The sequence below is a fragment of the Polynucleobacter sp. UK-Gri1-W3 genome (assembly GCF_018881595.1).
Taxonomy (GTDB): domain Bacteria; phylum Pseudomonadota; class Gammaproteobacteria; order Burkholderiales; family Burkholderiaceae; genus Polynucleobacter.
In genome coordinates, this window is record NZ_JACVQA010000006.1 from 68446 (window position 1) to 93525 (window position 25080).

The following is a 25080-nucleotide window of genomic DNA, read 5'->3' on the forward strand; positions in this document are numbered from 1 at the left end:
AATGGCATACCAACGTTTAACTAGAGAGCAAATTGTACAAAGAGTGGCCCAAGATATTCCGGAGGGCTCTTACGTTAATTTAGGTATTGGGTTGCCTACCAAGATCGCTAATTACCTTGATGCCGATAAAGAAATATTTTTACAAAGCGAGAATGGTGTTCTTGGCATGGGTCCAGCTCCAGCTAAGGGGGATGAAGATTCTGATTTGATCAACGCAGGGAAAGAATTTATCACCCTATTAAAGGGCGGCTCCTATTTCCATCATGGCGATTCGTTCACGATGATGCGGGGTGGGCATATTGATATTTGTGTGTTGGGAGCATTCCAAGTTGCTCAAAATGGCGATTTAGCAAATTGGCATACAGGTTCACCAGATGCCATTCCAGCAGTCGGTGGGGCAATGGATTTGGCCATTGGCGCTAGAAACGTGTTTGTCACTATGGAGCACGTAACTAAGAATGGTGAGGCAAAGATTGTTGAAAAATGCACATACCCACTTACCGGCATGGGTTGCGTAAATCGCATTTACACAGATCTTGCTGTTATTGATGTCACACCAAACGGTTTGATTGTGAGTGAAATGGTTCCTGGACTTACCTTGGATGAGTTGCAGAAGCTCACCGACGCACCTTTATCAATGGCTGAATAATGAAAAATACTGTAAACGCATATATTTGTGACGCTATCAGAACCCCTTTTGGTAGATATGGTGGCTCACTGGCTACTTTAAGGGCAGATGATCTAGCTGCCCTCCCAATTCAAGCATTGATGATGCGCAATATTGTGGATTGGTCTGCGCTAGACGATGTCATTCTGGGTTGTGCGAACCAAGCTGGTGAAGATAACCGCAACGTCGCAAGAATGGCTGCATTGTTAGCTCGTCTGCCTGTCGAAGTTCCTGGTTCTACCGTTAATAGGTTATGTGGATCTAGCCTTGATGCAATTGGTATTGCTGCAAATGCTATTAAAGGGGGCGGCAATCACTTGATGATCGCTGGTGGCGTAGAAAGTATGTCGCGTGCTCCATTCGTGATGGGTAAGGCTGATTCCGCATACTCGCGTACTGCAAGGATTGAAGATACAACCATTGGTTGGCGCTTTATTAACCCGCTCATGAAAGCACATCATGGCGTGGATTCAATGCCAGAGACAGCTGAAAATGTAGCTGAAGATTTTAGGATTTCCCGTGCTGATCAAGATCTGTTTGCGTTCACCAGTCAGCAACGTACCGCTAAAGCGCAAGAAGCGGGAATTTTTGATGATGAAATCATCCCCGTCAATATCCCTCAGAAAAAGGGTGACCCAGTTGTATTTGCAAAAGATGAGCATCCACGTTTAACAACATTAGAAACGCTAGCCTCTTTGAAAAGTATTGTGAAGCAGGGCGGTACTGTTACGGCCGGAAACGCTTCAGGCGTTAATGATGGCGCTTGCGCTTTGCTCATGGCATCAGATGTGGGTATTAAGCAGCATTCTCTAGCTCCAAAAGCGCGTGTAGTTGCAGTTGCTGCAGCAGGTGTTGCTCCACGAATTATGGGATTTGGTCCATCACCCGCAGTCAAGAAAGTATTAGAGAAGTCGGGTTTAAAGCTAAGCCAAATGGATGTGATTGAGTTAAATGAGGCCTTTGCTTCTCAAGCCTTGGCGGTCACTCGTGATCTTGGTCTTCCAGACAATACGGCGCACGTTAATCCAAATGGTGGCGCTATTTCTCTGGGGCATCCCTTGGGCGCATCAGGCGCAAGACTGGTCACAACGGCAATGTACCAACTCATACGTACCAAAGGCAGGTATGCACTGTGCACTATGTGTATTGGCGTTGGGCAGGGTATAGCCATGATTATTGAACGAGTTTAGGAGTAGTAATGAGTATTGCGCACATTAACGGTATTGACGTTTTTTATCTTACAGATGGAGACCCTCACAAACCAGCGATTATTTTTTCTAATTCCCTTGGAACAGATCATTCCATGTGGGATGGTCAGCTTGAAATATTGAGAAGAGATTTCTACTTAATCAGATACGACACTAGAGGTCATGGATTAACTCACTCTCCAAAGGGTCCGTACACCATTGCACAGCTAGCAAATGATGTTTTAGGTCTTCTTGATTACCTCAGTATTGATAAGGCTTTCTTCTGTGGAATTTCGATGGGCGGGCTTATTGGTCAATGGCTAGCAGTTAATGCGCCAGAAAGAATTGAAGCCTTGGTGATTGCTAATACTGCGCCAAAGATTGGTACGGAACAGGCATGGAAAGAGCGTGCAGCGCTCGTTAGAAAAGAAGGACTCAATACTATTGCAGAATCCGCTCCTTCAAGATGGTTTACACCAGAGTTTTATGGTTCAAGCCCTAAAGCAGTTAACGAATTACTGATTAACTTAAAAAATATGAACCCTGAAGGCTATGCAAGTTGTTGCGATGCCCTGGCTAGTGAGGATCTGAGAGGGAGTATTTCAAAAATTGGGATTCCTACATTGATTATTGGCGGGGATAAAGATCCAGTTACCACTCTTGATGATGCTCAACATATCCAAGCACAAATTAAGGGCTCCACAATCTTAGCAATACCAGCATCACATATTTCAAACATTGAAGCAGAAGTTGAGTTTAATCAGGCAATAAAGCATTTTTTTGCAAGCCAAGTAAAACAAGAATTGGAGACGTAATCATGAGTCAAATTGATGTACATAAGTTAATAGACGAGGCGAAGTTTAGTAAGTTCCACTGGGGCCTCCTGTTTTGGTGTGGTCTGGTCATTATTTTTGATGGTTACGACCTGGTTATCTATGGTGTAGTACTTCCAAAATTGATGACTGAGTGGCAGCTTTCACCAATGCAGGCCGGTACTTTAGGAAGTTATGCACTATTTGGCATGATGTTTGGTGCCATGTTCTTTGGCCCCCTATCAGACAAGATTGGCAGAAAGAAAACCATTGCAATGTGCGTTACATTGTTTAGCTTCTTTACATTTATCAACGGGTTTGCAGAGAGCCTCACCCAATTTGGCATCTGCCGATTTATAGCGGGCCTGGGTATTGGCGGGGTGATGCCAAATGTTGTTGCCTTGATGACTGAATATTCACCCAAGAAAATTCGCAGTCTCTTGGTCACTATTATGTTTAGCGGCTACTCAGTAGGGGGAATGTTATCCGCTGGCGTCGGAATCTTTTTGATTCCAATTTATGGCTGGTCATCAGTTTTCTTCGTCGCCATCATTCCGTTGCTACTGCTACCGATCATTCTTTATTTCTTGCCAGAGTCTCCAGGATTTCTCATTAAATCTAATCGCAATGCAGATGCGGCCAAAGTTTTAAAGAAAATTGCCCCTGAATATGCATCTGTAAGCTCAAGTGAGTATGTATATCCGCTTGGGAATGCCTCTAGTTCTGTGCCTTTGTTATCACTATTTAAGGATGGTCGCTTTTTTAGTACTTTAATATTCTGGACTTCATTCTTTATGTGCCTCTTGATGGTGTACGCATTAGGATCTTGGTTACCAAAGCTCATGAACAAAGCTGGGTATGAAATGGGTTCAAGCCTAATGTTCTTGATGGTTCTAAATATTGGCGCTATCTTTGGAGCGGTTGGTGGTGGTTGGTTGGCTGATAAGTTCCACCCACGTAAGGTGCTTACCATTTTCTTCATTTGTGCGGCAGCTTCAATCAGTCTCTTAGGTGTTAAGAGTCCATTTTTAGTGCTGAACTTATTGGTTGCTATTGCAGGTGCAACGACAATTGGTTCTCAAATCTTGCTATATGCCTATGTCGCTCAATATTACCCACTAAAAATACGTTCCACTGGTATTGGTTGGGCTTCTGGTGTCGGTCGTGTCGGCGCAATCTTGGGCCCAGTGCTAGGGGGTACTTTGTTAAGCTTAGGTCTGCCACTGGAATTTAACTTCTATGCATTTGCAATTCCTGGTGCAATTGCATGTGTGGCTATTGCCTTGGCTGGTAGATCTGGTCATGATGCGAAATAAAGTGATGCGCCTTTTTGCATTCTTCATAATTGGCTTGGGTGCAGTATTGATTCATTGCGAGCCTGCATTCGCTCAAGAGTGGCCTGCAAAGTCAATTCGTTGGATTGTGCCATTTCCTCCTGGCGGTGCGATGGATGTCATCGCGCGCGCCTTAGCTGATAGGTCTTCAAAGACATTGGGTCAGGCGATTATTGTGGAAAACAAGCCTGGCGCAGGAGGAAATATTGGATCAGAGCTTGTGGCACGCTCTGATGCTGATGGATACACCATGTTGATTACATCAATTGGTATGGCGACTAATAAATATCTCTATCCAAAGCTACCCTATGACCCCGTAAAAGATTTTTCACCCGTTAGTTTGGTTGCTATTGTGCCTAATGTATTGGTTGCCAATGCTACTCAGCCAAACGTAAAAACGGTAACTGATGTTATTGCCAATGCAAAAGCTCAACCAGGAAAGCTCACCTATGCTTCTGCGGGTAATGGTACGTCGATTCATTTGGCGGGAGAGGTATTTACCTCAATGGCCAAAATTGATATGCAACACATTCCCTATAAAGGAAGCGGACCCGCACTAACAGATCTACTGGGTGGGCAGGTTAATTACATGTTTGATAGCATCACATCAGCTAAGCCCCATATTGCATCAGGGAAACTGCGAGCTATAGGCCTTACAACAACTAAGCGCTCTAAATCTTTGCCGGGCATTCCTACTATTGCCGAGTCTGGGTTGCCTGGGTATGACGTCACACCATGGTTTGCTGTTTTTGTGCCCGCCAAGACCCCAAAGGCCACCGTCAAAAAACTCAATGCCGCCTTACTTTCTAGTATGGCTAGTCCAGAAATTAGGGAAAAGTTTGAGGCCATTGGTGCTGAGCCAATAGGCTCTAGTCCAGAAGAGCTCGCAATTTATCTCAATAAAGAAATTGATCGCTGGGGCAAGGTGATCACTACCAACAATATTAAATCTGATTAAAGGTTGGAATTTCATGCTTGGGATGGCGTTATTTAAAACCATTACTTTTAATTATGTTAAATCGCATAAGAATGCATTAGACATCATTAAGTAGTTTACATAGACTGAGTCCGACTGCAGTAATTACATTCGGGTGAACAAAATAAATTGAACCTTACATAAGGGAAAAGGGAGTTAAGAATGAAAAAAGTTATGACAGCGGTTGGCTTAGTGGCTGCATGCGCAGGTGCAGCACAGGCGCAATCAAGCGTTATTGTTTACGGAATTATTGATGCTGGATATGTTGGCGGGAATTCTAGGATTAGTTCTTCAGCCATTACAACTAACGGCGGTCAAACAAAGACTACTGTTAATCAATTTGGTAGCAATGCAGAGAGTTCAAGTCGTATTGGTCTTAAAGGAGTTGAGGACTTGGGTGGCGGTATGACAGCATTTTTTACAACCGAGTTTCAATTAGAGCCACAAGATCAAACACTTTCTGGTAATTCTAATAACGGACTTTTTAATCGGCAGGCTTTTGTTGGCTTGAAGAAGAATGATTTAGGTCAAGCGGCGGTTGGGCTGCAATACACTCCTATTTTTAATGCAGGTCTTGCTACTGATCCAGGTGCTTTTAATAACCTAGCGGGTAACGTGATATACGCAAGCACCAAAGGCATTGCTAGTGCCAGTGCTGGTCAAACATATATTGGATTTACAGCCCGTACTGCCAACACTCTCTCATTTAAGACGGCTTCGTTTGCTGGGGTTACAGCAAGCGGTATTTACACTTTGAACAATAAGAATGAGTCTCAAAGCCAAACAGGCAGCACGATTTCTGGCGGAAATACCAATGCTAGTGGCTGGGGTCTTGGTTTAGATTACACCTACAATAAGTTTTATATTGCAGCCGCTTATCAAGCGTTAAAGCAATTTACAACAGCAGATTCTCTATTAACTCCTTCTACTACAAATTCTCATGAGTGGACAAATGCCCAAGCAAATGGTGGAACTACGGCATCTGCGCTTCCTGGCGGTAACGCCTTAAATGTGCAGGATAACCAGTTTTATGCTGGTGCAACCTATGATTTTGGGATTGTAAAGACCTATGCCCAATATTTGACGCGTAAAGCAACATCAACTATTACCCCTAACTATTATCTCGGCCGCTCCGCTGAGCAACTTGGTGTTCGTGGATATGTCACTTCAAATATTGAAGCATGGGGTTCTGCAGGGCTAGGTCGTTACACGGCTATGGGCTTGAACTCACCAACAGCAAATTTCAATGGCTGGCAGGTTGGTTCAAACTATTGGTTTAGTAAGCGTACCAATCTTTATGCTATGTATGGACAGACAGTAGTATCAAATGCAACAACAGCGTCTGGAGTAACAGCAAGTGCCAGTATTAATAATTATGCAATTGGTATGCGCCACACCTTTTAAACTTAAATCTCCATTATTAAAAGTTTGACCCGCCTCTAGAGGCGGGTTTTTTTATTCTTTTTGAATTGTCATCTGATTTGGTCGTTCGCTTAAGTCCTTTTCAATAAAGTCTCTTACGTGACGCAGGAGGGGTGACTCAGTTCTGTTCTCAATGGTGACAAATCCAAATCGAGCAGTGGCATTTAATGGTGGCGTAAGGATAATCTCTTCCAGATCTAGTGCTGAATTTCGAATGGCTAGTAGTACTGTATTGCTTTGCTCTGCCACTTCAACTAAGCTAGATATCTCGCTGCACTTGATGTTTACAAGGTTCTCAAGGTTTGCATCCTTGCCATACCGGTCAATAATAGTTTTTTCTGTTGCTTCACTTAAAGCAGTAGATGCAATCGGATACTTCCTAAGATCATCCATGGCGATCTTCTTCATCTTCCTTAGTGGATGGCCTTTGCGAACCATAAATGCACCTGGCGTCTCATGAATAATTTCCATCTTTAAATCTTGAGATGGCTTCATGGATCGAGCATTGATAATTAGCGCATCTAATTTTCTTGCTCTTAATGATTCAATCAGCATGCCTGTTTTGCCTCTGGCAATTTCGATATGAAGATGGGGGTAGTGAACGGCAATGTGCTTTAGTAGCCGAGTCATCAGTAAGGCGCCTGGCCCAGACCCCATACCAATTCTAATTTGGCCGCTCAAGCCATTTTTGAAATTTCGATTGGTTTCTTTTATATCTTTTGCTAGGTCAAGCAATATTTGTGAGCGTCGTAGTATTTCTTCGCCGAATGCAGTGAGTATAGTTTGTCTACCTTGGCGGTCAAATAGTTTTGCCCCAAGTTCGTCCTCAAGAGATTTGATACTTCTGCTGAGTGCGGGCTGCGTTACAAAGAGGTTTTCAGATGATTTTATAAATGAGCCTGTTTTTGCTAGCTCACTCATATGCCTTAGTTGTGTCAGCGTCATATTGCCTCCCAATTTGCCATTACATTAAGTTATATTAAATCGTATCAGAATGCATTAGACATTCCAATTTGGGGTACCTAGAATAGGCTCTACATTAAAGAAGAAGGGCTTCATGATGAAATTGACCAGGTTTTTATCCTCAGTTTTATGTACTTTGACGATTGCCTCTGGGGCGGGGGCTCAAACTTACCCTAGTAAACCAGTGAGTTTGGTTGTGCCTTATCCGGCCGGCGGTGTATCCGATGTCATCGCACGCATTGTGAGCCCTGCGCTTTCTAAAAAATTAGGCGAAGCAGTCATTGTTGAAAACATTGGCGGAGCAAGCGGTGGTATCGCTGCTCAGAAAGTACTCAATAGCCCACCAGACGGTTATTTGGTGATGCAGGGTTCTCCTAATGAATTAATCTTGGGGCCGCTGGCAAATTCAGCAATTAAGTTTAAGAGTGAAGACTTTCGCCTGGTACAGATGATTGGTTCCGCACAAATTGCATTCTTAGTTAGAGGTGATATGCCGGTGAAAGATGTGGATTCATTTTTAGCGTATGCAAAAAAATCCGCTCAAGAAGGCAAGCCTTTATCTTACGCAAGTGTTGGCCCCGGCTCTTTCTATCATTTGTTAGGTGAGCAGCTCTCAAAAGAGACCAAGATCCCAATGACCCATGTCCCTTACAAGGGTGCTGGCCCAGCATTGCAAGACTTAATTGGCGGTCAGATTGATTTCTTCTTGGCGCCCTACGGAAAGTCTCATGATGAACTTGCTAAGCAAGGCAGAATTAAGTTGCTTGCGATGCTCAATGCTAAACGTCTAGATAGCGTTAAGGATTATCCGGCGATCACCGAGAGCAAAGGATTAAAAGGGTTTACGTATTCAATCTGGACAGGTTACTTTGTTAAGAAAGATACGCCTGAGCCAATCGTCCAGACTTTAAATAAAGCTTTGGGTGAAGTGCTCGAAGATCCAGCTGTGAAGTCTGGTCTGGACGCTAACAGTCTATTGATCGCCAAACCATTAACATTGAATGAGTTAAATAAGGTTTATGGTGACGGCACAGCGCAATTTAGGGCTATCGCAAAATCTATTAATCTGCAGCCACAATAAGCAACTTATCTAATGAACCAAGCACATGAATTGGCTTCTATTGAGGTTGAAGAGTTTATTTCTCTGCGGAGAGATATTCATCAGCATCCAGAGCTGGCCTTCGAAGAATATAGAACCGCTACTTTAGTTGCACAAAAACTGAAGTCTTGGGGTTATGAGGTGCACGAAGGCATTGGCGGTACCGGTGTTGTTGGCGTTTTAAAAAATGGCAATGGCGAGATGTCTATCGGTTTGCGTGCAGATATGGATGCCCTGCCAATCCATGAGCAAACCGGAGCGGAGTGGTCGAGCTGCAATCATGGAGTTATGCATGCCTGCGGCCATGATGGACACACGGCCATGTTACTTGCAGCAGCAAAAGAGTTGGCTGCTAAAAAAGACTTTTCGGGAACGGTGAATTTAATATTCCAGCCGGCAGAAGAGGGTGGCGGTGGCGCATTGCGAATGATGGCAGATGGTTTATTTGAACGCTTTTCATGTGATTCAATATTTGCTATACACAATATGCCAGGCTATCCGGTAGGTCATCTGATATTTCGAGATGGACCAGCAATGTCATCTAGCGATTATGTAACCATTGAGATTAACGGCGTAGGTGGGCATGGTGGTATGCCACATAAGGCATCGGATCCAATAGTTGCAGCATCTTCCATAGTCATGGCGCTACAGACCATTGTTTCTCGAAATGTTGACCCACAGCAATCGGCCGTAATTACAGTGGGTGCCTTTAATGCGGGCCATGCCAATAATGTTATCCCAGCTCATGCAAAATTAGAGTTGAGTATTCGCGCTTTAGATCCGCAAGTAAGAATTGATATTGAGGCGCGAATAAAATCTCTCGTTCATGCCCAGGCTGAAAGCTTTGGTTTAACCGCAAATATTATTTGGAAAAAGGGATATGCAGTATTAGTAAATTCATCTGCAGAAACTGAATTTGCCAGAAATGTTGCGGTTGACTTTTTTGGGGAAGCCGCAGTTACAAGGCAAGGCCCCGCATTATCTGGTAGCGAAGATTTTGCATTTATGCTGGAGAAGATCCCTGGCTCCTATCTTTTTATTGGCAATGGGGATACACCAGGAACTTGTATGGTGCATAACCCTGCCTACGACTTTAATGATGGAAATATTGCTATTGGCGCAACATTTTGGTCTGAGCTGGTGAAGCAATATTTGAAGACTTAGTATTTGAAGGTATAGTATTAAAAGTATTTAAATCATTCTCGGGAGAGATTGCTTTTACAGCAACGCCGAAGGAGCAACCGCCCCGGAAACTCTCAGGCAAAAGAACCGAAATGATCTTTAAACTCTGAAGAGATATTGGGTATTCGTCATCCAATAACACCGAAGGAGCAAGCAAATATTGAATATTTGCGAATCTCTCAGGTCCAGAACAGAGGGGGCCCCTTGAGCATCTGCAATGGGTAACCCTGACGTTTGAAGGATCTAAAAATGAAATCATTTGTAATTATTGGTGGCGGTATCACAGGCGTTACAACCGCTTATGTTTTAGCAAAGCGTGGCTACGATGTCACTTTAATTGAGCGCCATCGTTATGCTGGCATGGAAACATCCTTTGCCAATGGCGGCCAACTTTCTGCATCTAATGCAGAGGTCTGGAACCACTGGTCAACGATCATGAAGGGCATGAAGTGGGTATTTAAAAGAGATGCCCCACTATTAATTAACTTAAAGCCTGACTGGCATAAGATTTCATGGTTTGCAGAGTTCATTGCCTCGATTCCGAATTACAAGAGCAATACCGTTCAGACCGCACATATGGCGATTGAAGCCAGAAAGCATCTATTTGCTTGGGCAAAGCAAGAGGGTATTGATTTTGATTTAAAGCGCGAAGGTATCTTGCATATCTATCGTGATCAGGCTGGCTTTGAGCATGCAGGCAAAGTCTCTAAGATGCTTGCTGAGGGCGGGCTAGGGCGTACTGCCGTTACACCCCAAGAGATGAAAGAAATTGAGCCTACGCTTGCCGGTAAATATTATGGTGGTTATTACACCGAAAGCGATTCCACAGGTGATATTCATAAGTTCACTCATGGGTTGTCAGAGGCTGCTGCAAACTTGGGTGTTAAAACCATTTATGAGCATGAAGTGCTTTCTGTTCAGTCCGATGGCAATCGTGTGAACTTAACCCTGAGCAAAGATGGGCAAGCGAGTCAGCTTGTTTTTGATAATGTCGTTGTGTGTGCTGGGGTTGGAAGTCGTGATCTTGCTTCGCAGTTAGGTGATCGCGTCAATGTCTATCCGGTTAAGGGCTATTCAATAACGGTGAATTTGACTGATAAAGCTAGCCAAGAGGGTGCCCCGAATGTGAGCCTGCTTGATGATGAAACTAAGCTCGTTACTAGTCGTCTTGGGGTAGATCGATTCCGCGTTGCAGGGACTGCAGAATTTAACGGTATCAATCGAGATATCCGCGCGGATCGTATTAAGCCTTTGATTGATTGGGTTAACCAATGCTTCCCTGAAGTTAGCACTCGCTCGGTAGTGCCTTGGGCTGGATTACGTCCAATGATGCCAACAATGATGCCAAAAGTAGGCTTGGGTAGTAAACCTAATGTGTATTACAACACTGGTCATGGCCATTTAGGTTGGACCTTATCTGCCTGTACTGCTGAAATGATTGGTGATGTGATCCAGTATGGCGAAACCACTAAAAAGGTTAGTTCGCCAGCAAGCCTAAAGTTTTCTTGAGTAAGTAATTGATAAGCGTTACTTAAAGTAACGCTTATCAATCTTCAAAAAATAACTTTGGAGCAACGAAGTGCTAGATGGTTGTTCCAAAATTCCTTTGGTTTCTAAAACCAAAGACCGATAGACCACTTCTTTTAAATCCATGAATTTGCTTACACATTTGCTTACACACCGACACTGACCACCCGCAGACCCCCTTTTTATAGGGGTCTAACTTGGGTGTCTGCTCTCATAATCCTTTGGTCCCAGGTTCAAGTCCTGGTGGGCCCACCAGAAAAGCAAACCCTCATCAGTAATGGTGAGGGTTTTGTCTTTTAGTCCTTTTGAATTAGTTGCTCAAATGCATTTATGAATGACTCGGGAGGCTGGGCTCCTTGTAAAAGGTATTGATTATTAAGAATGATTGATGGAACAGAGCTAATACCAGCGCTTGTATAGGTAGCTTCTTCTTCACGCACTTCGTTAGCAAATTCATTGTTTTTGAGTATTTCTTTAGCTCTGTCTTTGTCTAGCCCAGCACGTATTACCGCATCTATCAAGTTTTCTTGATCATCTAAATTTATGGCAAGGCAAAAGTAAGTATTGAGTAATTCTTTTTTAAGATCAGCTTGCTTTTGCAAGTCATATTCTTTGGCAGCCCAATACAAAAGACGGTGGCAATCAAAAGTGTTGTAAACCCTTTTTCTACCTTCTGGATGAAATGCAAATCCAGCTTCTAACGCTTTAGCCCTAATATTAGATTGATTGGCTTTAACTTGGTCCGCAGTTAAGCCATATTTTTCTGTGAGATGCTCAATTGCGTCTTGTCCACCCTTAGGCATATTTGGATTAAGCTCAAAGGGATGAAAATGTACTTCAAAATTTGCCTTATTGCTTAACCCGGCTATGGCCTGATTGAGGTTGCCTAATCCGACAGCACACCAGGGGCAAGCTACATCAGATACATAATCTATTTTGATAGTAGGTTTCATCGCTTTATTCTACAGAAGCAAATTAGTAATGAAATGAAAGATAAATAAGCTTTACTTAAAGTAATGCTCATCCCTCCAACATACCTCCACAACTCGCCATTAATCCCCACTCTTAGCCATACTTTCTTTTGGCTAGATTGACTCCAGTAATTCATCCAACTTGGTTACTCTAGCTTGGACTCAGAAGCTAAAGTATGTGTACGGCAATTAAAAAAGAAAGTACACATCAACTCATACACCGTACCCAACCCTCTATCAACGCGAGCATAGTGCCGTATGGCAATGTCGCTATAAAGTGGATAACAAGTGGATACGAGCCACTATCAAAGAGACTAAGTTTGACTTGGCGATGAATAAGTCTAAAGAGCTGTTGGTGGAAGTGGGATTCGTAAAAATTCTGGGACTCCAGCGACCATTAAGGGCTTATTTGCTATATGGCAAGGTAAAAGTGGGTGATTTACATAGGTTCCCAAAAGGAACTTATTGCGCTATAATGGAACCACCTAACGGAGAACAATCATGTCTATTAACGTGAAATTATCGGAAAACCTTGTTGAGCAAGCTAAAGTGTTTGGAAGTGTCGAGCATCGCTCAGTACCTAAGCAGATTGAGTATTGGTCGCAAATCGGCAAGATCGCTCAAGAAAACCCAGATTTACCATTCTCTTTGATTCGCGAGATCTTGATTGCCGATCAAGAGCCAGTCGTTGGTGAGTACGTTTTTAACTAATGCGTTTACTAGTCACGGCCACTTTTGCAAAGGCTACAAAAAAACTGCATACACCGCAAAAGCTAGAGTTAGATGCTGCACTTAAGCTTATTTGCAAAGATCCTGAGATCGGCGAGGCAAAGGTGGGAGATTTGTTAGGCGTATACGTTTATAAATTTAGGTTGTCTCAGCAACAATGTTTATTGGCGTATCGAATTTTGGATGCAGAAAGTATCAAACTATTAACATTTGGCCCGCATGAAAATTTCTATAGAGATTTAAAACGTCAAGACGAGTAATAGGCCTCTTTAATTCAATGATTCATAGTGATAGTCGCTGTGTGAATGGTGTCAAATTCGGAGAAAGCTAAAGGTAGAAATATCCAAGCTAACGCCGAGCGAAGCTTAGTAGAGATACTTTGAACGTGTAGAGACTAGACGGCACCCATCTAAGTTCAGAAATGAATACGGTGAAGGAATAGTCCAGGGAGTAGTGAAAGCTACACAAATCGGAATCCTTGGCTCCCAGGTTCAAGTCCTGGTAGGGCCCACCAGAAAAGCAAACCCTCATCAGCAATGGTGGGGGTTTTGTCTTTTGAGCGTTACTTTAAGTAACGTTTTGCAGGATATATAAATTAATGAATTTGTCCACTCAGAGCGAATTCCCTTAGAGCATTACCAGGTGTGATTGTGCTTTTGTAGAGTGGTCCACAGGGAGTATCGGCCATCATCATTGAGAGTGAAAAGCAATTATCTGCATAATGCATGGACTGATAGCCTTCTAGATGATAAGTAAACATATTTAAAATACCAATGATGCTGCGATTGGTTGATTTGCAATAAATCACCTTATCAAGATGATCTAACTCCTGTTGCATAAAAGATTCGCTTACACCTTGAGAAAGCAAGATCTTAAATAGGTATTGTGGGAATCGCTCTACTAGGTTTGATGCTGGAGCTAGTGGCATCAACACTGGTAGTAGGGTTCTTTCATTTACAAACAACGCCACTTGAGGTTTTGAAAATATTGCCTTAGCATACCAATTGCCCAAAATATTGTCTCCCTTCCCAGCGGGTTTGTTTACGCCTAAAGAGACCCGATCTAATAATTGTTTTGAGCAGTGTAAATAAAACATTGGAAGGCGCCTCTGATTAGGTCTAAGGTCAACTTTCTTTTTACCATATGCGGTAAAAAGCTTGAATTTTATTAAAATCCATAAGCCTTGCCGTTACTTAAAGTAACGCTCATTCTCGATTTATTGCCATTAGCCACCACAACTAGCCACAAGTTCTTTTGGCTAAATTGACCCCAGTAATTCATCCAAAGAGGTTGTCCTAGCCTGGTGTCAGAAGCTAAAGTATGTGTACGGCAATTAAAAAAGAAAGTACACATCAACTCATACACCGTACCCAACCCTCTATCAACGCGAGCATAGTGCCGTATGGCAATGTCGCTATAAAGTGGATAACAAGTGGATACGAGCCGCTATCAAAGAAACCCAACTTAGTTTGGCGGTTAATAGGGTTAAAAGAGACTCAGAGTATCGTTAAACGCTATTTAAGCAGGGTTTCTTGTCAATTCCTGACTAAAAACTTTACAATGATTTCATAAAACTTTACAATAATTCCATAAAACTTTACAAAAATAGACATGAAATTTGCCAATACAAAGCGCTCCCAAGAGGTACGCCAGTTCTTGGTAAATGGCGTTAAAGCCAATCAACTCGATTTAGCTCATGCTGCAATGGCAAAGTTTGGCCTTACTAGGCAGGCTATCCATGCACATTTTGCAGCCTTAGTTAAGGATGGATTTTTAGCTTCCAGCGGAAGCACCAAGGCGCGTGTATATCAATTAGGTATAAAGCGATTTCATGACGGTCTATTTAAATTAAAGGGACTGGAAGAGTCTGAAGTCTATTCAAGTGACTTTAGTGAAATATTTAATGGCTTGCCTAAAGAAATTGCCAATATTTGTCATTACGGCTTTACTGAAATGCTAAACAACGCCATTGATCATTCAGAGGGTACTGAGGTCTATATTCATGTAGAAAGAACGCCTGATTTTGTTTCAATAGCTATTGTTGACAATGGCGAGGGAATTTTTAACCATATTGCTAGATTATTGAAGTTACATAATCCACGTGAGTCTATTTTGGAGTTGAGCAAAGGAAAGCTTACAACTGATCCAAGAAATCATACTGGGCAAGGAATCTTTTTCTCATCCCGAGCTTTTGATGAATTCTTTATTTTCTCTGGTGATTTAGTCTTTACGCATGCTGACGGTTCGGGAATAGACTTTTTACTACATAACGAAAACAGTCATCAAGGAACCAGGGTTGTCATGAAAATAGCGCTTAATTCAGAAAGAGTATTGCGTACGGTATTTGATAGTTTTAGTGGTACGGAAGATGAAGATTACGCGTTTAATAAAACCGTTGTTCCAGTGAAGTTGGCTCTATACGAAGGTGGGCAACTTATTTCGCGTTCGCAGGCGAAGCGAATTTTAAATCGTGTTGATCGTTTTAAGACTGTACTATTAGATTTTAAAGGTGTTGGATCAATTGGTCAGGCCTTTGCGGACGAAGTGTTTCGTGTTTTTATTAAACAAAATCCGCAAATTACCATTCACCCTATTAATGAGAGCTTAGAGGTTAAAAAAATGATTAAGGCTGCTCAAAGCAATTTAGGATAGAGACACTACGGCACCCAACAAAGTTCAGGAATGGATATGATGATGGCATAGCTCAGGGAGCGGTAAAGGCTACAGAAACCAGAAGCCTTTGGTCCCAGGTTCAAGTCCTGTTTGGCCCACAAGAAAAGAAAATACCAACCTACGGGTTGGTATTTTTCATAGTTACTGTAATTTATATGCTTGATGTTTTTAAGTATTAAAATTCATTTTGGAAATGGCGTAAAAGAAAACTATTTAATTGACAGACGTTTTTCAATCCAAGTACTCAGTAATGCTGCTAGCTCAATTGAATTGTCATCTTGCATCAACATATGCGTATTTCCTTTTATGCCAATTTCGGGCAGAACGAGTAATTCAGCTTTGCCGCCTTGCGCATTGACCTTAGTAACAAATTCTCTGCAAGCTTTTAGTCGTGGAGCCCATCTAGTTGAAAGTTCAACAAAATCGCCAAACATCACAAGTGAGGGTATTTTTAGATAAGGCGTTAAATCCGAATCTGCAGCGGGACATGCTGCTGGCTCAATAGAGATGATTCCTGCAATACCATCGTTACTAATTTTGGCAGAATTAAATGGAAAAATACCAGATTGTGAATGGCTTATCAACACAGTTTTTTTGAGCTCTTTTGATAGCGTTGACAATGCTATTGGTGTAGCGTTGGGTTCCTCGAGGCCATAGTACCAGTCGGCTACCATCTGTTGCCAAAGGCCTTTTTGTGCGGTAATGGGAAATCTTTGGTTCTCAAACGTCTTTGGATATTCAGCACCAAAGCGAAAGATTTGCCAGGCGCCCTCATGGCTAGCGGCAATTACAGTCGGCAATTTTTCAGGTGGCACTTGATTGGTTTTAACCGCATTGATTTGAGAGGCAGAATTGACTGCAGAGCGGCCACGTCCAACTTGATCAATGACATAGGTTGGAAAGCCCCTGCGGACAAAGTATTCGTTCCACCCCATGCGATTATCTGGAGTTGATTCCCAGGTCTTGCCTGTTAGGCAGCAACCATGTATCAGGACGATGGAGGTCGACTTGGCTTTAACGGGAATTTGATATGCCACATACATCTGATCTAGAGTGATCGTTCCTTTGGAGCCAAAGGCTGGCATGGTTGATAGGGTATCAGATGTGACATCTTGACCGCCAACAAAGAAGCTTCCCTGCTTGTTAATAATGAGCGGTGCTTTTAGAGCTGATTCTGAAAGGGGTGTTATTGGGTAGTTTTGGGAAAATGCGGAATGTGCAATAAAAGCGCTTGCTATTGATATGAATACACGTGCTGCATAAACATTGATTATCATTAAATCTCCTTTTTTAGTTTTAATTTAATTGAATGGTTCCTATATCTGAAACATCCTTATATTTTTTCTTTGCGTTATTACGATATAGCACGTCAGAGTGTTTGGGGTTAGTACTAGTTTACCCATTGAATTAGTAACCGGATATTTTTTGTGCGCTGCACTAAATTTATGCTGGGGTTGAAAAATACCACATGCTATTCTTGTTCGAAATTAATACAACAAGGAGACCGACATGCGATATCAAAAAAATCTTATTAATAAGTTACTTGTAGCAAGCTTTTTTATCAGCAACTTAGCGATTGCACAAAACATTCCAACAGCAAAGCCTGAGGATGTTGGCATGTCATCTGCGAGATTGAAAAATGTGAAGGCCTCTTTGCAGGCTGAGGTAGATAAAGGCAATATTCCTGGTGCGGTAGTCATGATCAACCGCAAAGGAAAGTTGGTTTATTCAGAGGTAGTGGGTTATCAAGATAAAAGCACCAATAAGCCTATGAGCAAAGATTCTATTTTTAGAATCTATTCAATGACCAAGCCGCTAGCATCTGTTGCAGCAATGATTTTGGTGGAGGAAGGCAAGATGCAGTTAGCCGATCCAATCTCTAAGTTCATGCCTGAGTTTGCCAATATGCAAGTTAGCGTAGGAACAAAAGATAGTAGTGGCAATATGGAGTACTCCTTAGTGCCTGCAGCAAAGCCAATCACCGTACAGGATCTATTGCGCCACACATCAGGAATTGGCTACCCAGAAATTACTTCCAATCCTAATATCAAGAAGGCATATACCGATGCTGGTCTTTATGTGGCAGGCGGTACTGACTATGATCAACGTCGTGTCACCCCGCAAGAAATGATCACGGGTATTGCAAAGGCACCATTAAGTACTCAGCCTGGGACTAACTGGGAATACGGTATGTCCGTAGACTTGTTGGGTCGCGTAGTTGAAGTAGCCTCCGGCAAACGTCTTGGGGATTTCCTACAAGAGCGTTTGTTTACTCCTTTGCAGATGAAGGACACTGCATTTTCTGTCCCTGCGGATAAGCAGTCACGTATTGCTGAGCCATTCACAACTGATCCATTTAATAAAGCTCCTATCAAGTTGCTAGATGTCACCATCAAGCCAAACAATGATTCGGGTGGTGCAGGGGCAGCAGGTACGGCTGGTGACTATCTAAACTTTGCCAGCATGATGCTCAATGGTGGTGAGTTAAATGGCCAAAGAATTTTGTCGCCAATGACAGTTAATTTGATGGCATCTGATATGTTGGGCAGTAGAACAACGGTACCGCTTTCGCCTGGTCAATTGCTGATGGGTGTTGATGGCTACACTTTTGGTCTCGGTTTTATGGTTCGCCAAGGTCAGGGCCTAGCATCTGTTGATGGCTCTCCTGGTGAATACATGTGGGCTGGAGCGGCAGGCACTTTCTTCTGGATTGATCCAAAAGAGCAATTAGCCGTAGTGGTCATGAGCCAAGTTCCAGGTCCTATTCGACCGTACTATCGCCGCATGATTAAGCAACTGGTTTCTGCAGCGGTAGTCAAATAAAGTAATTAATTTTTGACCCCAGGTTCAAGTCCTGGTGGGCCCACCAATGAAATCAACGACTTAGGGAGAAATTCCTAAGTCGCTTTTCATTCTGTGTCACTCAGTGTGTAAGCAATCTCTATACCTCTTCCACTAAAGCCCCAATAGGTATATAGACTCGCCAATGGGGCAATGAACCGCTTGGAGATTGCAACCCTATTTGCATTGGGATCACATGTGAGGCTGGTATTCAGGAAGTTGATGGAGAAAAAGATCGGTGACACTAGAGCGCAACAGATATTCGCCATTTTTGCTTTCTTGGTGGCACTCAACCTAATTTATAAAACGGTATAGATCTCACGGTAAGGTGTCTAATTAAGGGGCGCCCTTTCAAGGCTATCAGCGCCTGTATTTAAGATACCATGCCGACGGGAATGCTATCAAATGGGGCTCAGCACGCAAAGACGGTAAAGGGCATAATAAAAATATATTAAAAATAAGAGGTAAAAAATGCTTGATACGCTTATTTTGAGCAGAATTCAATTTGCTTCAAATATGACTTTTCATATTCTTTTCCCAACGATATCCATTGCTTTGGGATGGGTACTTTTCTATTTCAAGGTTAAATTTAATAAGACTGGTGAGTCGGTATGGAGTGAGGCTTATCAATTTTGGGTCAAGATATTTGCCCTAACTTTTGCTCTTGGCGTAGTAAGCGGTATCACGATGAGTTTTCAGTTTGGAACTAACTGGCCTGGATATATGCAAACGGTCGGTAATATTGCAGGACCTTTGCTTGGATACGAAGTTTTATCAGCATTCTTCCTTGAGGCAACTTTTTTGGGGATTATGTTGTTTGGCTCTAAAAGAGTCTCTCAAAGAGCTCATACTATCGCCACATTTTTAGTTGCTTTCGGTACTTCGCTTTCGGCATTCTGGATCATTGCCCTAGATTCTTGGATGCAAACCCCACAAGGGTTTGAGATGATCAATGGCCAAGCACATGCAACCAATTGGATTGAGGTTGTCTTTAATCCCTCAATGCCCTATCGCCTCCTGCACATGATGACAGCATCATTTTTGACAGTAACGTTCTTAATTGCAGGCATTTCTTCTTATCGATATTTGAAGGGCATCAATCTGTCTGGCAACCGAGCACTGATCAAACTGGCAATGACCGTGGCGGTAGTGTTAGCCCCTTTGCAAATTATCCTTGGTGATTCACATGGCCTAAATACTCTAGAGTATCAGCCTGCAAAGGTAGCGGCAATGGAGGGAATTTGGGAAACAACCAAAGGCGCCCCCGCCGTTTTGTTTGCCTTGCCCGATGAAGCTATTAAAGCTAATAAATACGAAATAGCCATTCCAAAGCTGGCATCTTTATATTTGACGCACTCATTTGCGGGTGAGGTGAAGGGTTTGGATGCCTTTCCTGGTGCAACTCCACCAGTCACCCCCATTTTCTTTGCCTTTCGTATCATGGTCGGCATCGGTATGTTGATGCTCTTAACCGCATTCGTTGGGTTTTATCTGACAAGAAAAAATAAAGAACTACCAACCTGGCTATTAAAGGTTTTAAGCGTGATGACTTTCTCGGGTTGGGTCGGCGTAGTTGCCGGCTGGTATGTGACCGAAATAGGCAGACAGCCTTACCTTGTTAGTGGGGTGCTCAAGACTGCTGATGCGGTTACTAAAGTGCCTACTAATATGGTTTTAGGTACACTCGTTATGTACCTTGCGCTTTATTTGGGACTCATTGTTTCCTATATCTGGGTTGTTTTTTATTTGGCAAGACAAACTCTTCTCGTGCATATTATTGATGGGCAAAAATCAGGCTTAACTAACAGCATTGCAGGAGCATAAGCATGATTCCTAATTTATCTGAGGCATCTGGTTGGCTGCCCCTTTTCTTTTTGGTTGCCATGGGTATTGCAATGGTGGCTTACGTTGTTCTAGATGGATATGACTTGGGTGTAGGCATCCTATTAAATCAGGCAAGCGAATCAGAAAAAGACATCATGATTTCATCAATTGGTCCTTTTTGGGATGCCAATGAAACATGGTTGGTACTCGGAGTCGGCGTACTCTTGATTGCCTTTCCAATGGCGCATGGCATTATTTTGACTGAGCTCTATCTGCCAGTGGGCATCATGTTAGCCGGTTTAATTTTACGGGGCGTCTCTTTTGACTTTCGTGCAAAAGCACATTTGAGTCAGAAGTCAGTCTGGAACTTCTTATTCTTTTTTGGTAGCCTCTTGGCCGCGGCATCTCAAGGGGTGATGGTTGGTAGAGAAGTGATTGGTTTTGACTCCGGCTACTTAGGGTGGATATTCTCGTTCATCGTGGCACTTTGTCTGCCTGCTGGATATGCCCTATTGGGGGCTGGCTGGCTGATTATGAAGACTTCTGGCGACTTACAGCTTAAGGCAGTAGGCTGGGCAAGAAGGTGTTTGTTATTAACGGCTCTAGGCGTTGGGATCATTTCTGTTGCGACACCATTCTTTAGTTCAGAGATTGCGGCTAAGTGGTTTAACTTTCCTAATGTCTTTTTCTTGCTGCCTTTTCCAGTTTTGACCCTGGCGTGTTTTGTCTTAATTGATTTGAACTTGCTAAAAATGCAAAGAGATAAGCCGGCGCCAGTTTGGATTCCTTTTGCCCTTAGCGTAGCCATTTTTGTTTTGGCTTTTTTAGGGATTGCTTACAGCATGTTTCCCTATATCGTCGTAGACAAAATGACAATCTGGGAAGCGGCATCAGCTACAGAGTCTTTATGGGTAATATTTTGGGGGGCAGTAGTTGTGCTACCAACCATCATTGGATACACAATTTATTCTTACAAAATCTTCTGGGGCAAAACCGAGCCGCTTAGTTATTACTAGAGTAATGGTATTTGCATCTGTTGAATCAAGGAAGCTTTAGGATTCGAGCTTTTGAGCATTACTTTAAGTAACGCTCACCAACATTAAGTACAAGTACATTGAAGCAACGAAGTGTTGGATGCTTGCTCTCATAATCCTTTGGCCCCAGGTCCAAGTCCTGGTGAGCCCACCAGAAAAGCAAACCCTCATCAGAAATGGTGGGGGTTTTGTTTTTTTGGGACAATTTTAGGGGTGGAGTATGCAGCTATCTTGACCCTACTGTAAGATCTTTCCATAACTTCTATAAAACTTCTTTTAGTGATTGGGTGTGTACTGTATGTCAGTAGATAGGGTCGTAGTCTGTGACCAATGCGATTTGGTGCAGCTAGAGGTTGAATTGGAGCCTGGTGGCAAAGCCTATTGCAGTCGCTGCGAGAATGACTTGTATCGCAGTCAGCCGGATGGTCTGCGACGCTGTTTGATATTTGCACTGACTGCAGCCGTTTTATTTTTGATTTCGAATTCCTTCCCGATCGTCAGCATTGATTCGCAGGGCCTAACAAATTCAACTACCCTACTCGATGCTGCGGAAAGACTTATACAGGATGGCATACCCAGTATTGCGGGACTTGTGTTTACGACAACATTCTTGATGCCTGCTCTGGAAATTATGTCAGTGATCTATTTGCTCTTACCACTTCATTTTGGACGACTGCCGCCCGGATTTAATCTCGCATGCAGATTAATGCATCTGGTAAAGCCATGGGCCATGATTGAAGTGTTTATGTTGGGGCTTCTGGTAACTGTCTCAAAGCTAAATGCCTTTGCTACAGTTATCCCAGACATTGGATTGATTTCTTTTATTTTGCTAATGTTCTCGATAACAGCTTCGGCAGCAAATTTCGATGTCCATACTTTTTGGAAGCAGGTAGATGCGGTCAAAAAAGGGCGGGGGTCGGTTTGGTAACAGCTGTTTCATGTGGAATTATTGCTTGTGAAACATGTGGCTATGCACAGCGTATCCCACAAGGGTCGGGGCATTTGGCTTGCATGCGTTGTGGAGCAAGAATGCATTCACGAAAGACAAATAGCATTAGCCGTACTTGGGCCCTTGTGATTGCAGCCTATGTTTTGATTATTCCTGCAAATTTAATGCCTGTGATGGCAACCGGCTCCCTCTTCGGAACTGAAAAAGATACGATTTTTGGCGGGGTTGTTTTCCTTTGGACCTCCGACTCGCAAATATTAGCCATCATCTTATTCTGCGCCAGTATTGTGATCCCTTTTGCAAAGCTATTTTCCTTAACCTTTCTATTGATTTCTGTGCAAATCCGCTCAACCTGGAAGCCTAAACTTCGCGCAAAACTCTATCGGATAGTTGAGGCGATTGGGCGCTGGTCAATGATTGACGTTTATGTTGCCACCATGCTCACAGCCCTCGTACAATTTGGAAGCTTGATGTCTATTCGTGCAGGCGCTGGCGCAATAGCTTTTGCAACCGTAGTGGTTCTGACTATTTTTGCTGCAAAAAGTTTTGATCCTCGGCTCATTTGGGATGCTGCGGATCGCTCAAAAGAAAACAATCATTTAGCTAAGGATTTGAATGTCTAACTTATCTCAAGGACCTGAGCTTCCTGATCTTCCGTCTGCAGTGGCTCAGGCCAAACGACATTGGGCGCCTCAGATTATTTGGATTATTCCAATTGTGGCAGTTCTGGTTGGATTGGGCTTAATGTACAAAGCAGTGATAGACCACGGACCAACTATTACCGTTGCCTTTAAAACAGGCGATGGCCTGGTCGCAGGAAAAACCTTTGTGAAGTTTAAAGAAGTCACTATTGGTTTAGTAAAGACGGTCATCTTGTCTGAAGACCATCAGCAAGTAATTGCAACCATTCAACTGAATAAAGATGCGGCGGATTTTGCAGGAGAAGATACGCGATTCTGGATTGTTCGGCCACGTATTACTGCGAGTGGAGTTTCAGGTTTAAGTACTTTGCTTGATGGGCCTTTTATCGCCGCCGATATTGGTCAGTCGACTACTAAGGCTGATAGCTTTGTGGCGCTTGAGGTTCCTCCGATTTTGACTGGCGGTAATCCGGGGCGTGAGTTCATATTAAGAGCCCCTACTTTAGGGTCACACGGCATTGGGACGCCAGTCTATTTTCGTCGCCTAAGTGTGGGTCAAGTAGTTGCATATGATCTCGACAAAGATGGCAAGAATATTTCTATTAGAGTATTTGTTAATGCACCTTACGATCAATATGTGACAAATAATGCGCGCTTTTGGAATGCTAGTGGTATTGATGTGAGTCTCAATGCATCAGGTATTCAGCTTCAAACAGAGTCTTTGGTGGCGGTTGTCGCAGGTGGCATTGCTTTTGAGGCTCCGCAGAGCCAGGATGATAGGTCTGAGCGAATTTCTAACCAACTAAGTCAAGTTGCTGCGACTGATTCTGTGCAGGCAAGTTCAAGCCTGACCGAGCGCGCAAAAGAGGATGCTGTATTTACGCTCTTTCCAACCCGCGTAATGGCTATGAAGCAGTCTGATACCCGAACTCAACGCTTTGTACTGAACTTCAAACAATCTGTTCGTGGATTGTCGGTAGGTGCGCCAGTAGAGTTTAGGGGTGTCAACCTTGGCGAAGTAGTCAGTATTGAAACAGCAATGGATCCAAGGACTTATGAAGTCATTCAGCCAGTTGAGATTTTCCTGTATCCCGACCGTCTTAAAGTGCGCTCCCTGAAAAGTGGGGCTATATTGCCTCCACCTGTGAACGAGTTAGAGCGATTGAAAGCGCTTATCAAGAAAGGCTTTCGTGCGCAATTGCAGACGGCTAGCTATTTAACTGGACAACAATATATTAATTTAGATTTTTTCCCGGACGCGCCAAAATATACTTTCAATCCCTCCAATTACCCGCCTGAATTACCGGTTATCCCGAATGCTCTTGAGGATGCTGAAAAGACAGTGGCTAATGTACTTATAAAGACGGATCGCTTAGTGACGAAGTTGGACGAGAAAATTATTCCTGAGTTTGATAAAACATTAAAAAATGTCAATGCCATTACCGAAAGCGATTCACCTTTAATAACAGATATGCGTGATTCCATGCGCGAGTTAACAAAAGCAGCAACCTCAATCAAAACTTTGACGGATATGTTGGACCAGCAACCGCAATCTCTGATATTTGGTAAGCCGGCAGAGGGAGTGAAGAAATGAGGATGCTATCTGCTTCTGTATTGTTGGGTCTGATGCTGGTTGGGTGTAGCTCACCGACAACATCCTATTACAAACTCAGCTCAGAGCCCATACCGGTTATGGCGGAGACGGATAATACAATACGGCTGATGGTCGGTCCGGTAAGTGTTCCCGGGGGTATGGATCGCCCTCAGCTGGTAGTGCAAAGCAGCGGTAATCAGGCACAGGTATTTGAATATAATCGCTGGTCTGGATCTCTTAAAAGCGAAATTGCACGTGTGATTGGCGCAAGCCTAGCACGTGATTTGGGAACTCCAAATGTGTGGAATTTTGCAGAAAGCACCCAAACAAATTTTGATTATCAAATCTTCATCGAAGTGCAAAATTTAGAGAGCAACCCTGGGGATAGCGTCTTAGTTGATGTGCTCTGGACAATTAAACCCGGGAATAGCAAGCGTAAGCCTACAGATAAAAATACAAACTCAAGTTCAGTTTCTGGTATGAATTCAAAAACGAAGATGGGGCGCTCATTGGTTCGCGAATCTGTAGCGGGTACTAGTGTTGATGCGCTGGTTGCCGCCCAAAGTCGCGCCTTTTCAAAGGTGGGTATGGAAATCACGCAATCGATTCGTGACTAGTTTTTCATTACCAAGCCTTGCCTGCGGCAAGGCATACC

24 protein-coding genes and 1 riboswitch are annotated in these 25080 nt (G+C 43.1%); of the genes, 19 read left to right on the forward strand and 5 right to left on the reverse strand.

Annotation, left to right across the window (positions count from 1 at the left end):
- Position 1: 1 nt before the first annotated feature.
- From ICN36_RS05570 to ICN36_RS05595, 6 genes are all read left to right on the forward strand, one after another.
- A complete protein-coding gene (locus ICN36_RS05570; protein WP_216227391.1) occupies positions 2–649 on the forward strand; it encodes a 3-oxoacid CoA-transferase subunit B in 648 nt (215 codons plus the stop codon).
- Entirely contained in the window at positions 649–1857 is a 1209-nt protein-coding gene (gene pcaF, locus ICN36_RS05575) for a 3-oxoadipyl-CoA thiolase (RefSeq protein ID WP_215320798.1), read from the forward strand. The genes ICN36_RS05570 and pcaF overlap by 1 nt, the downstream gene beginning before the upstream one ends.
- Positions 1858–1865: 8 nt before the next feature.
- A complete protein-coding gene (gene pcaD, locus ICN36_RS05580) occupies positions 1866–2669 on the forward strand; it encodes a 3-oxoadipate enol-lactonase (RefSeq protein WP_215320796.1) in 804 nt (267 codons plus the stop codon).
- Between the two features lie 2 nt (positions 2670–2671).
- Positions 2672–3982, forward strand: a complete 1311-nt coding sequence (locus ICN36_RS05585; protein ID WP_216227392.1) for an aromatic acid/H+ symport family MFS transporter — start codon at positions 2672–2674, stop codon at positions 3980–3982.
- Positions 3972–4958, forward strand: coding sequence for a tripartite tricarboxylate transporter substrate binding protein (locus ICN36_RS05590; RefSeq protein ID WP_215322349.1), 987 nt, complete (start codon positions 3972–3974; stop codon positions 4956–4958). The genes ICN36_RS05585 and ICN36_RS05590 overlap by 11 nt, the downstream gene beginning before the upstream one ends.
- A 180-nt stretch (positions 4959–5138) precedes the next feature.
- Complete coding sequence (locus tag ICN36_RS05595; RefSeq protein ID WP_216227393.1) at positions 5139–6380, forward strand: porin; 1242 nt, start codon at positions 5139–5141, stop codon at positions 6378–6380.
- 51 nt (positions 6381–6431) lie between these two features.
- Here the strand turns inward: ICN36_RS05595 and ICN36_RS05600 are convergent, their stop codons facing one another.
- Entirely contained in the window at positions 6432–7343 is a 912-nt protein-coding gene (locus ICN36_RS05600) for a LysR family transcriptional regulator (protein WP_216227394.1), read from the reverse strand.
- Between the two features lie 112 nt (positions 7344–7455).
- Between ICN36_RS05600 and ICN36_RS05605 the strand changes: the two genes are divergently transcribed.
- The 3 genes from ICN36_RS05605 to ICN36_RS05615 all read left to right on the forward strand — a co-directional run bounded on the left by ICN36_RS05605 (position 7456) and on the right by ICN36_RS05615 (position 11151).
- Complete coding sequence (locus ICN36_RS05605; protein WP_215320788.1) at positions 7456–8442, forward strand: tripartite tricarboxylate transporter substrate binding protein; 987 nt, start codon at positions 7456–7458, stop codon at positions 8440–8442.
- A gap of 12 nt (positions 8443–8454) precedes the next feature.
- A complete protein-coding gene (locus ICN36_RS05610) occupies positions 8455–9624 on the forward strand; it encodes a M20 aminoacylase family protein (RefSeq protein WP_216227395.1) in 1170 nt (389 codons plus the stop codon).
- 29 nt (positions 9625–9653) lie between these two features.
- Positions 9654–9742: riboswitch (glycine riboswitch) on the forward strand.
- 149 nt (positions 9743–9891) lie between these two features.
- Positions 9892–11151 (forward strand): D-amino acid dehydrogenase, encoded by a 1260-nt coding sequence (locus ICN36_RS05615; RefSeq protein WP_215320783.1) that lies wholly within the window; start codon positions 9892–9894, stop codon positions 11149–11151.
- Positions 11152–11169: 18 nt separating this feature from the next.
- Here ICN36_RS05615 and ICN36_RS12020 read toward each other — a convergent pair whose 3' ends face one another.
- Together ICN36_RS12020 and ICN36_RS05620 are read right to left on the reverse strand one after the other, a co-directional pair.
- The gene (locus ICN36_RS12020) at positions 11170–11295 is read right to left on the reverse strand and encodes a hypothetical protein (RefSeq protein WP_255531254.1); all 126 of its coding nucleotides are present in this window, start codon (positions 11293–11295) and stop codon (positions 11170–11172) included.
- A 170-nt stretch (positions 11296–11465) separates the two neighbouring features.
- On the reverse strand, positions 11466–12122 hold the full coding sequence (locus tag ICN36_RS05620; RefSeq protein ID WP_216227396.1) for a DsbA family oxidoreductase: 657 nt from the start codon (positions 12120–12122) through the stop codon (positions 11466–11468).
- A gap of 519 nt (positions 12123–12641) precedes the next feature.
- Here ICN36_RS05620 and ICN36_RS05625 point away from each other — a divergent pair.
- Both ICN36_RS05625 and ICN36_RS05630 read left to right on the forward strand, forming a co-directional pair.
- Positions 12642–12851 (forward strand): hypothetical protein, encoded by a 210-nt coding sequence (locus ICN36_RS05625; RefSeq protein ID WP_112209613.1) that lies wholly within the window; start codon positions 12642–12644, stop codon positions 12849–12851.
- Positions 12851–13129 (forward strand): type II toxin-antitoxin system RelE/ParE family toxin, encoded by a 279-nt coding sequence (locus ICN36_RS05630; RefSeq protein ID WP_068949142.1) that lies wholly within the window; start codon positions 12851–12853, stop codon positions 13127–13129. Before ICN36_RS05625 ends, ICN36_RS05630 begins: the two co-directional genes overlap by 1 nt.
- A gap of 335 nt (positions 13130–13464) precedes the next feature.
- Here ICN36_RS05630 and ICN36_RS05635 read toward each other — a convergent pair whose 3' ends face one another.
- Entirely contained in the window at positions 13465–13965 is a 501-nt protein-coding gene (locus tag ICN36_RS05635) for a hypothetical protein (RefSeq protein WP_216227397.1), read from the reverse strand.
- A gap of 515 nt (positions 13966–14480) precedes the next feature.
- Between ICN36_RS05635 and ICN36_RS05640 the strand changes: the two genes are divergently transcribed.
- The gene (locus ICN36_RS05640) at positions 14481–15521 is read left to right on the forward strand and encodes an STAS-like domain-containing protein (RefSeq protein WP_216227398.1); all 1041 of its coding nucleotides are present in this window, start codon (positions 14481–14483) and stop codon (positions 15519–15521) included.
- Between the two features lie 230 nt (positions 15522–15751).
- Here ICN36_RS05640 and ICN36_RS05645 read toward each other — a convergent pair whose 3' ends face one another.
- A complete protein-coding gene (locus tag ICN36_RS05645) occupies positions 15752–16819 on the reverse strand; it encodes an esterase (protein ID WP_216227399.1) in 1068 nt (355 codons plus the stop codon).
- A gap of 232 nt (positions 16820–17051) precedes the next feature.
- Here ICN36_RS05645 and ICN36_RS05650 point away from each other — a divergent pair, with 232 nt between their 5' ends.
- From ICN36_RS05650 to ICN36_RS05680, 7 genes are all read left to right on the forward strand, one after another.
- The gene (locus ICN36_RS05650) at positions 17052–18365 is read left to right on the forward strand and encodes a serine hydrolase (protein ID WP_216227400.1); all 1314 of its coding nucleotides are present in this window, start codon (positions 17052–17054) and stop codon (positions 18363–18365) included.
- A 489-nt stretch (positions 18366–18854) separates the two neighbouring features.
- A complete protein-coding gene (locus tag ICN36_RS05655; RefSeq protein WP_216227401.1) occupies positions 18855–20207 on the forward strand; it encodes a cytochrome ubiquinol oxidase subunit I in 1353 nt (450 codons plus the stop codon).
- A 2-nt stretch (positions 20208–20209) separates the two neighbouring features.
- On the forward strand, positions 20210–21223 hold the full coding sequence (gene cydB, locus ICN36_RS05660) for a cytochrome d ubiquinol oxidase subunit II (protein WP_216227402.1): 1014 nt from the start codon (positions 20210–20212) through the stop codon (positions 21221–21223).
- A 316-nt stretch (positions 21224–21539) separates the two neighbouring features.
- Positions 21540–22169, forward strand: coding sequence for a paraquat-inducible protein A (locus tag ICN36_RS05665; RefSeq protein WP_216227403.1), 630 nt, complete (start codon positions 21540–21542; stop codon positions 22167–22169).
- Between the two features lie 101 nt (positions 22170–22270).
- Positions 22271–22813 (forward strand): paraquat-inducible protein A, encoded by a 543-nt coding sequence (locus ICN36_RS05670; protein ID WP_255531255.1) that lies wholly within the window; start codon positions 22271–22273, stop codon positions 22811–22813.
- Complete coding sequence (locus ICN36_RS05675) at positions 22806–24425, forward strand: intermembrane transport protein PqiB (protein ID WP_216227405.1); 1620 nt, start codon at positions 22806–22808, stop codon at positions 24423–24425. The genes ICN36_RS05670 and ICN36_RS05675 overlap by 8 nt, the downstream gene beginning before the upstream one ends.
- Positions 24422–25042, forward strand: coding sequence for a membrane integrity-associated transporter subunit PqiC (locus ICN36_RS05680; protein WP_216227406.1), 621 nt, complete (start codon positions 24422–24424; stop codon positions 25040–25042). Before ICN36_RS05675 ends, ICN36_RS05680 begins: the two co-directional genes overlap by 4 nt.
- The last annotated feature ends 38 nt before the right edge of the window (positions 25043–25080 follow it).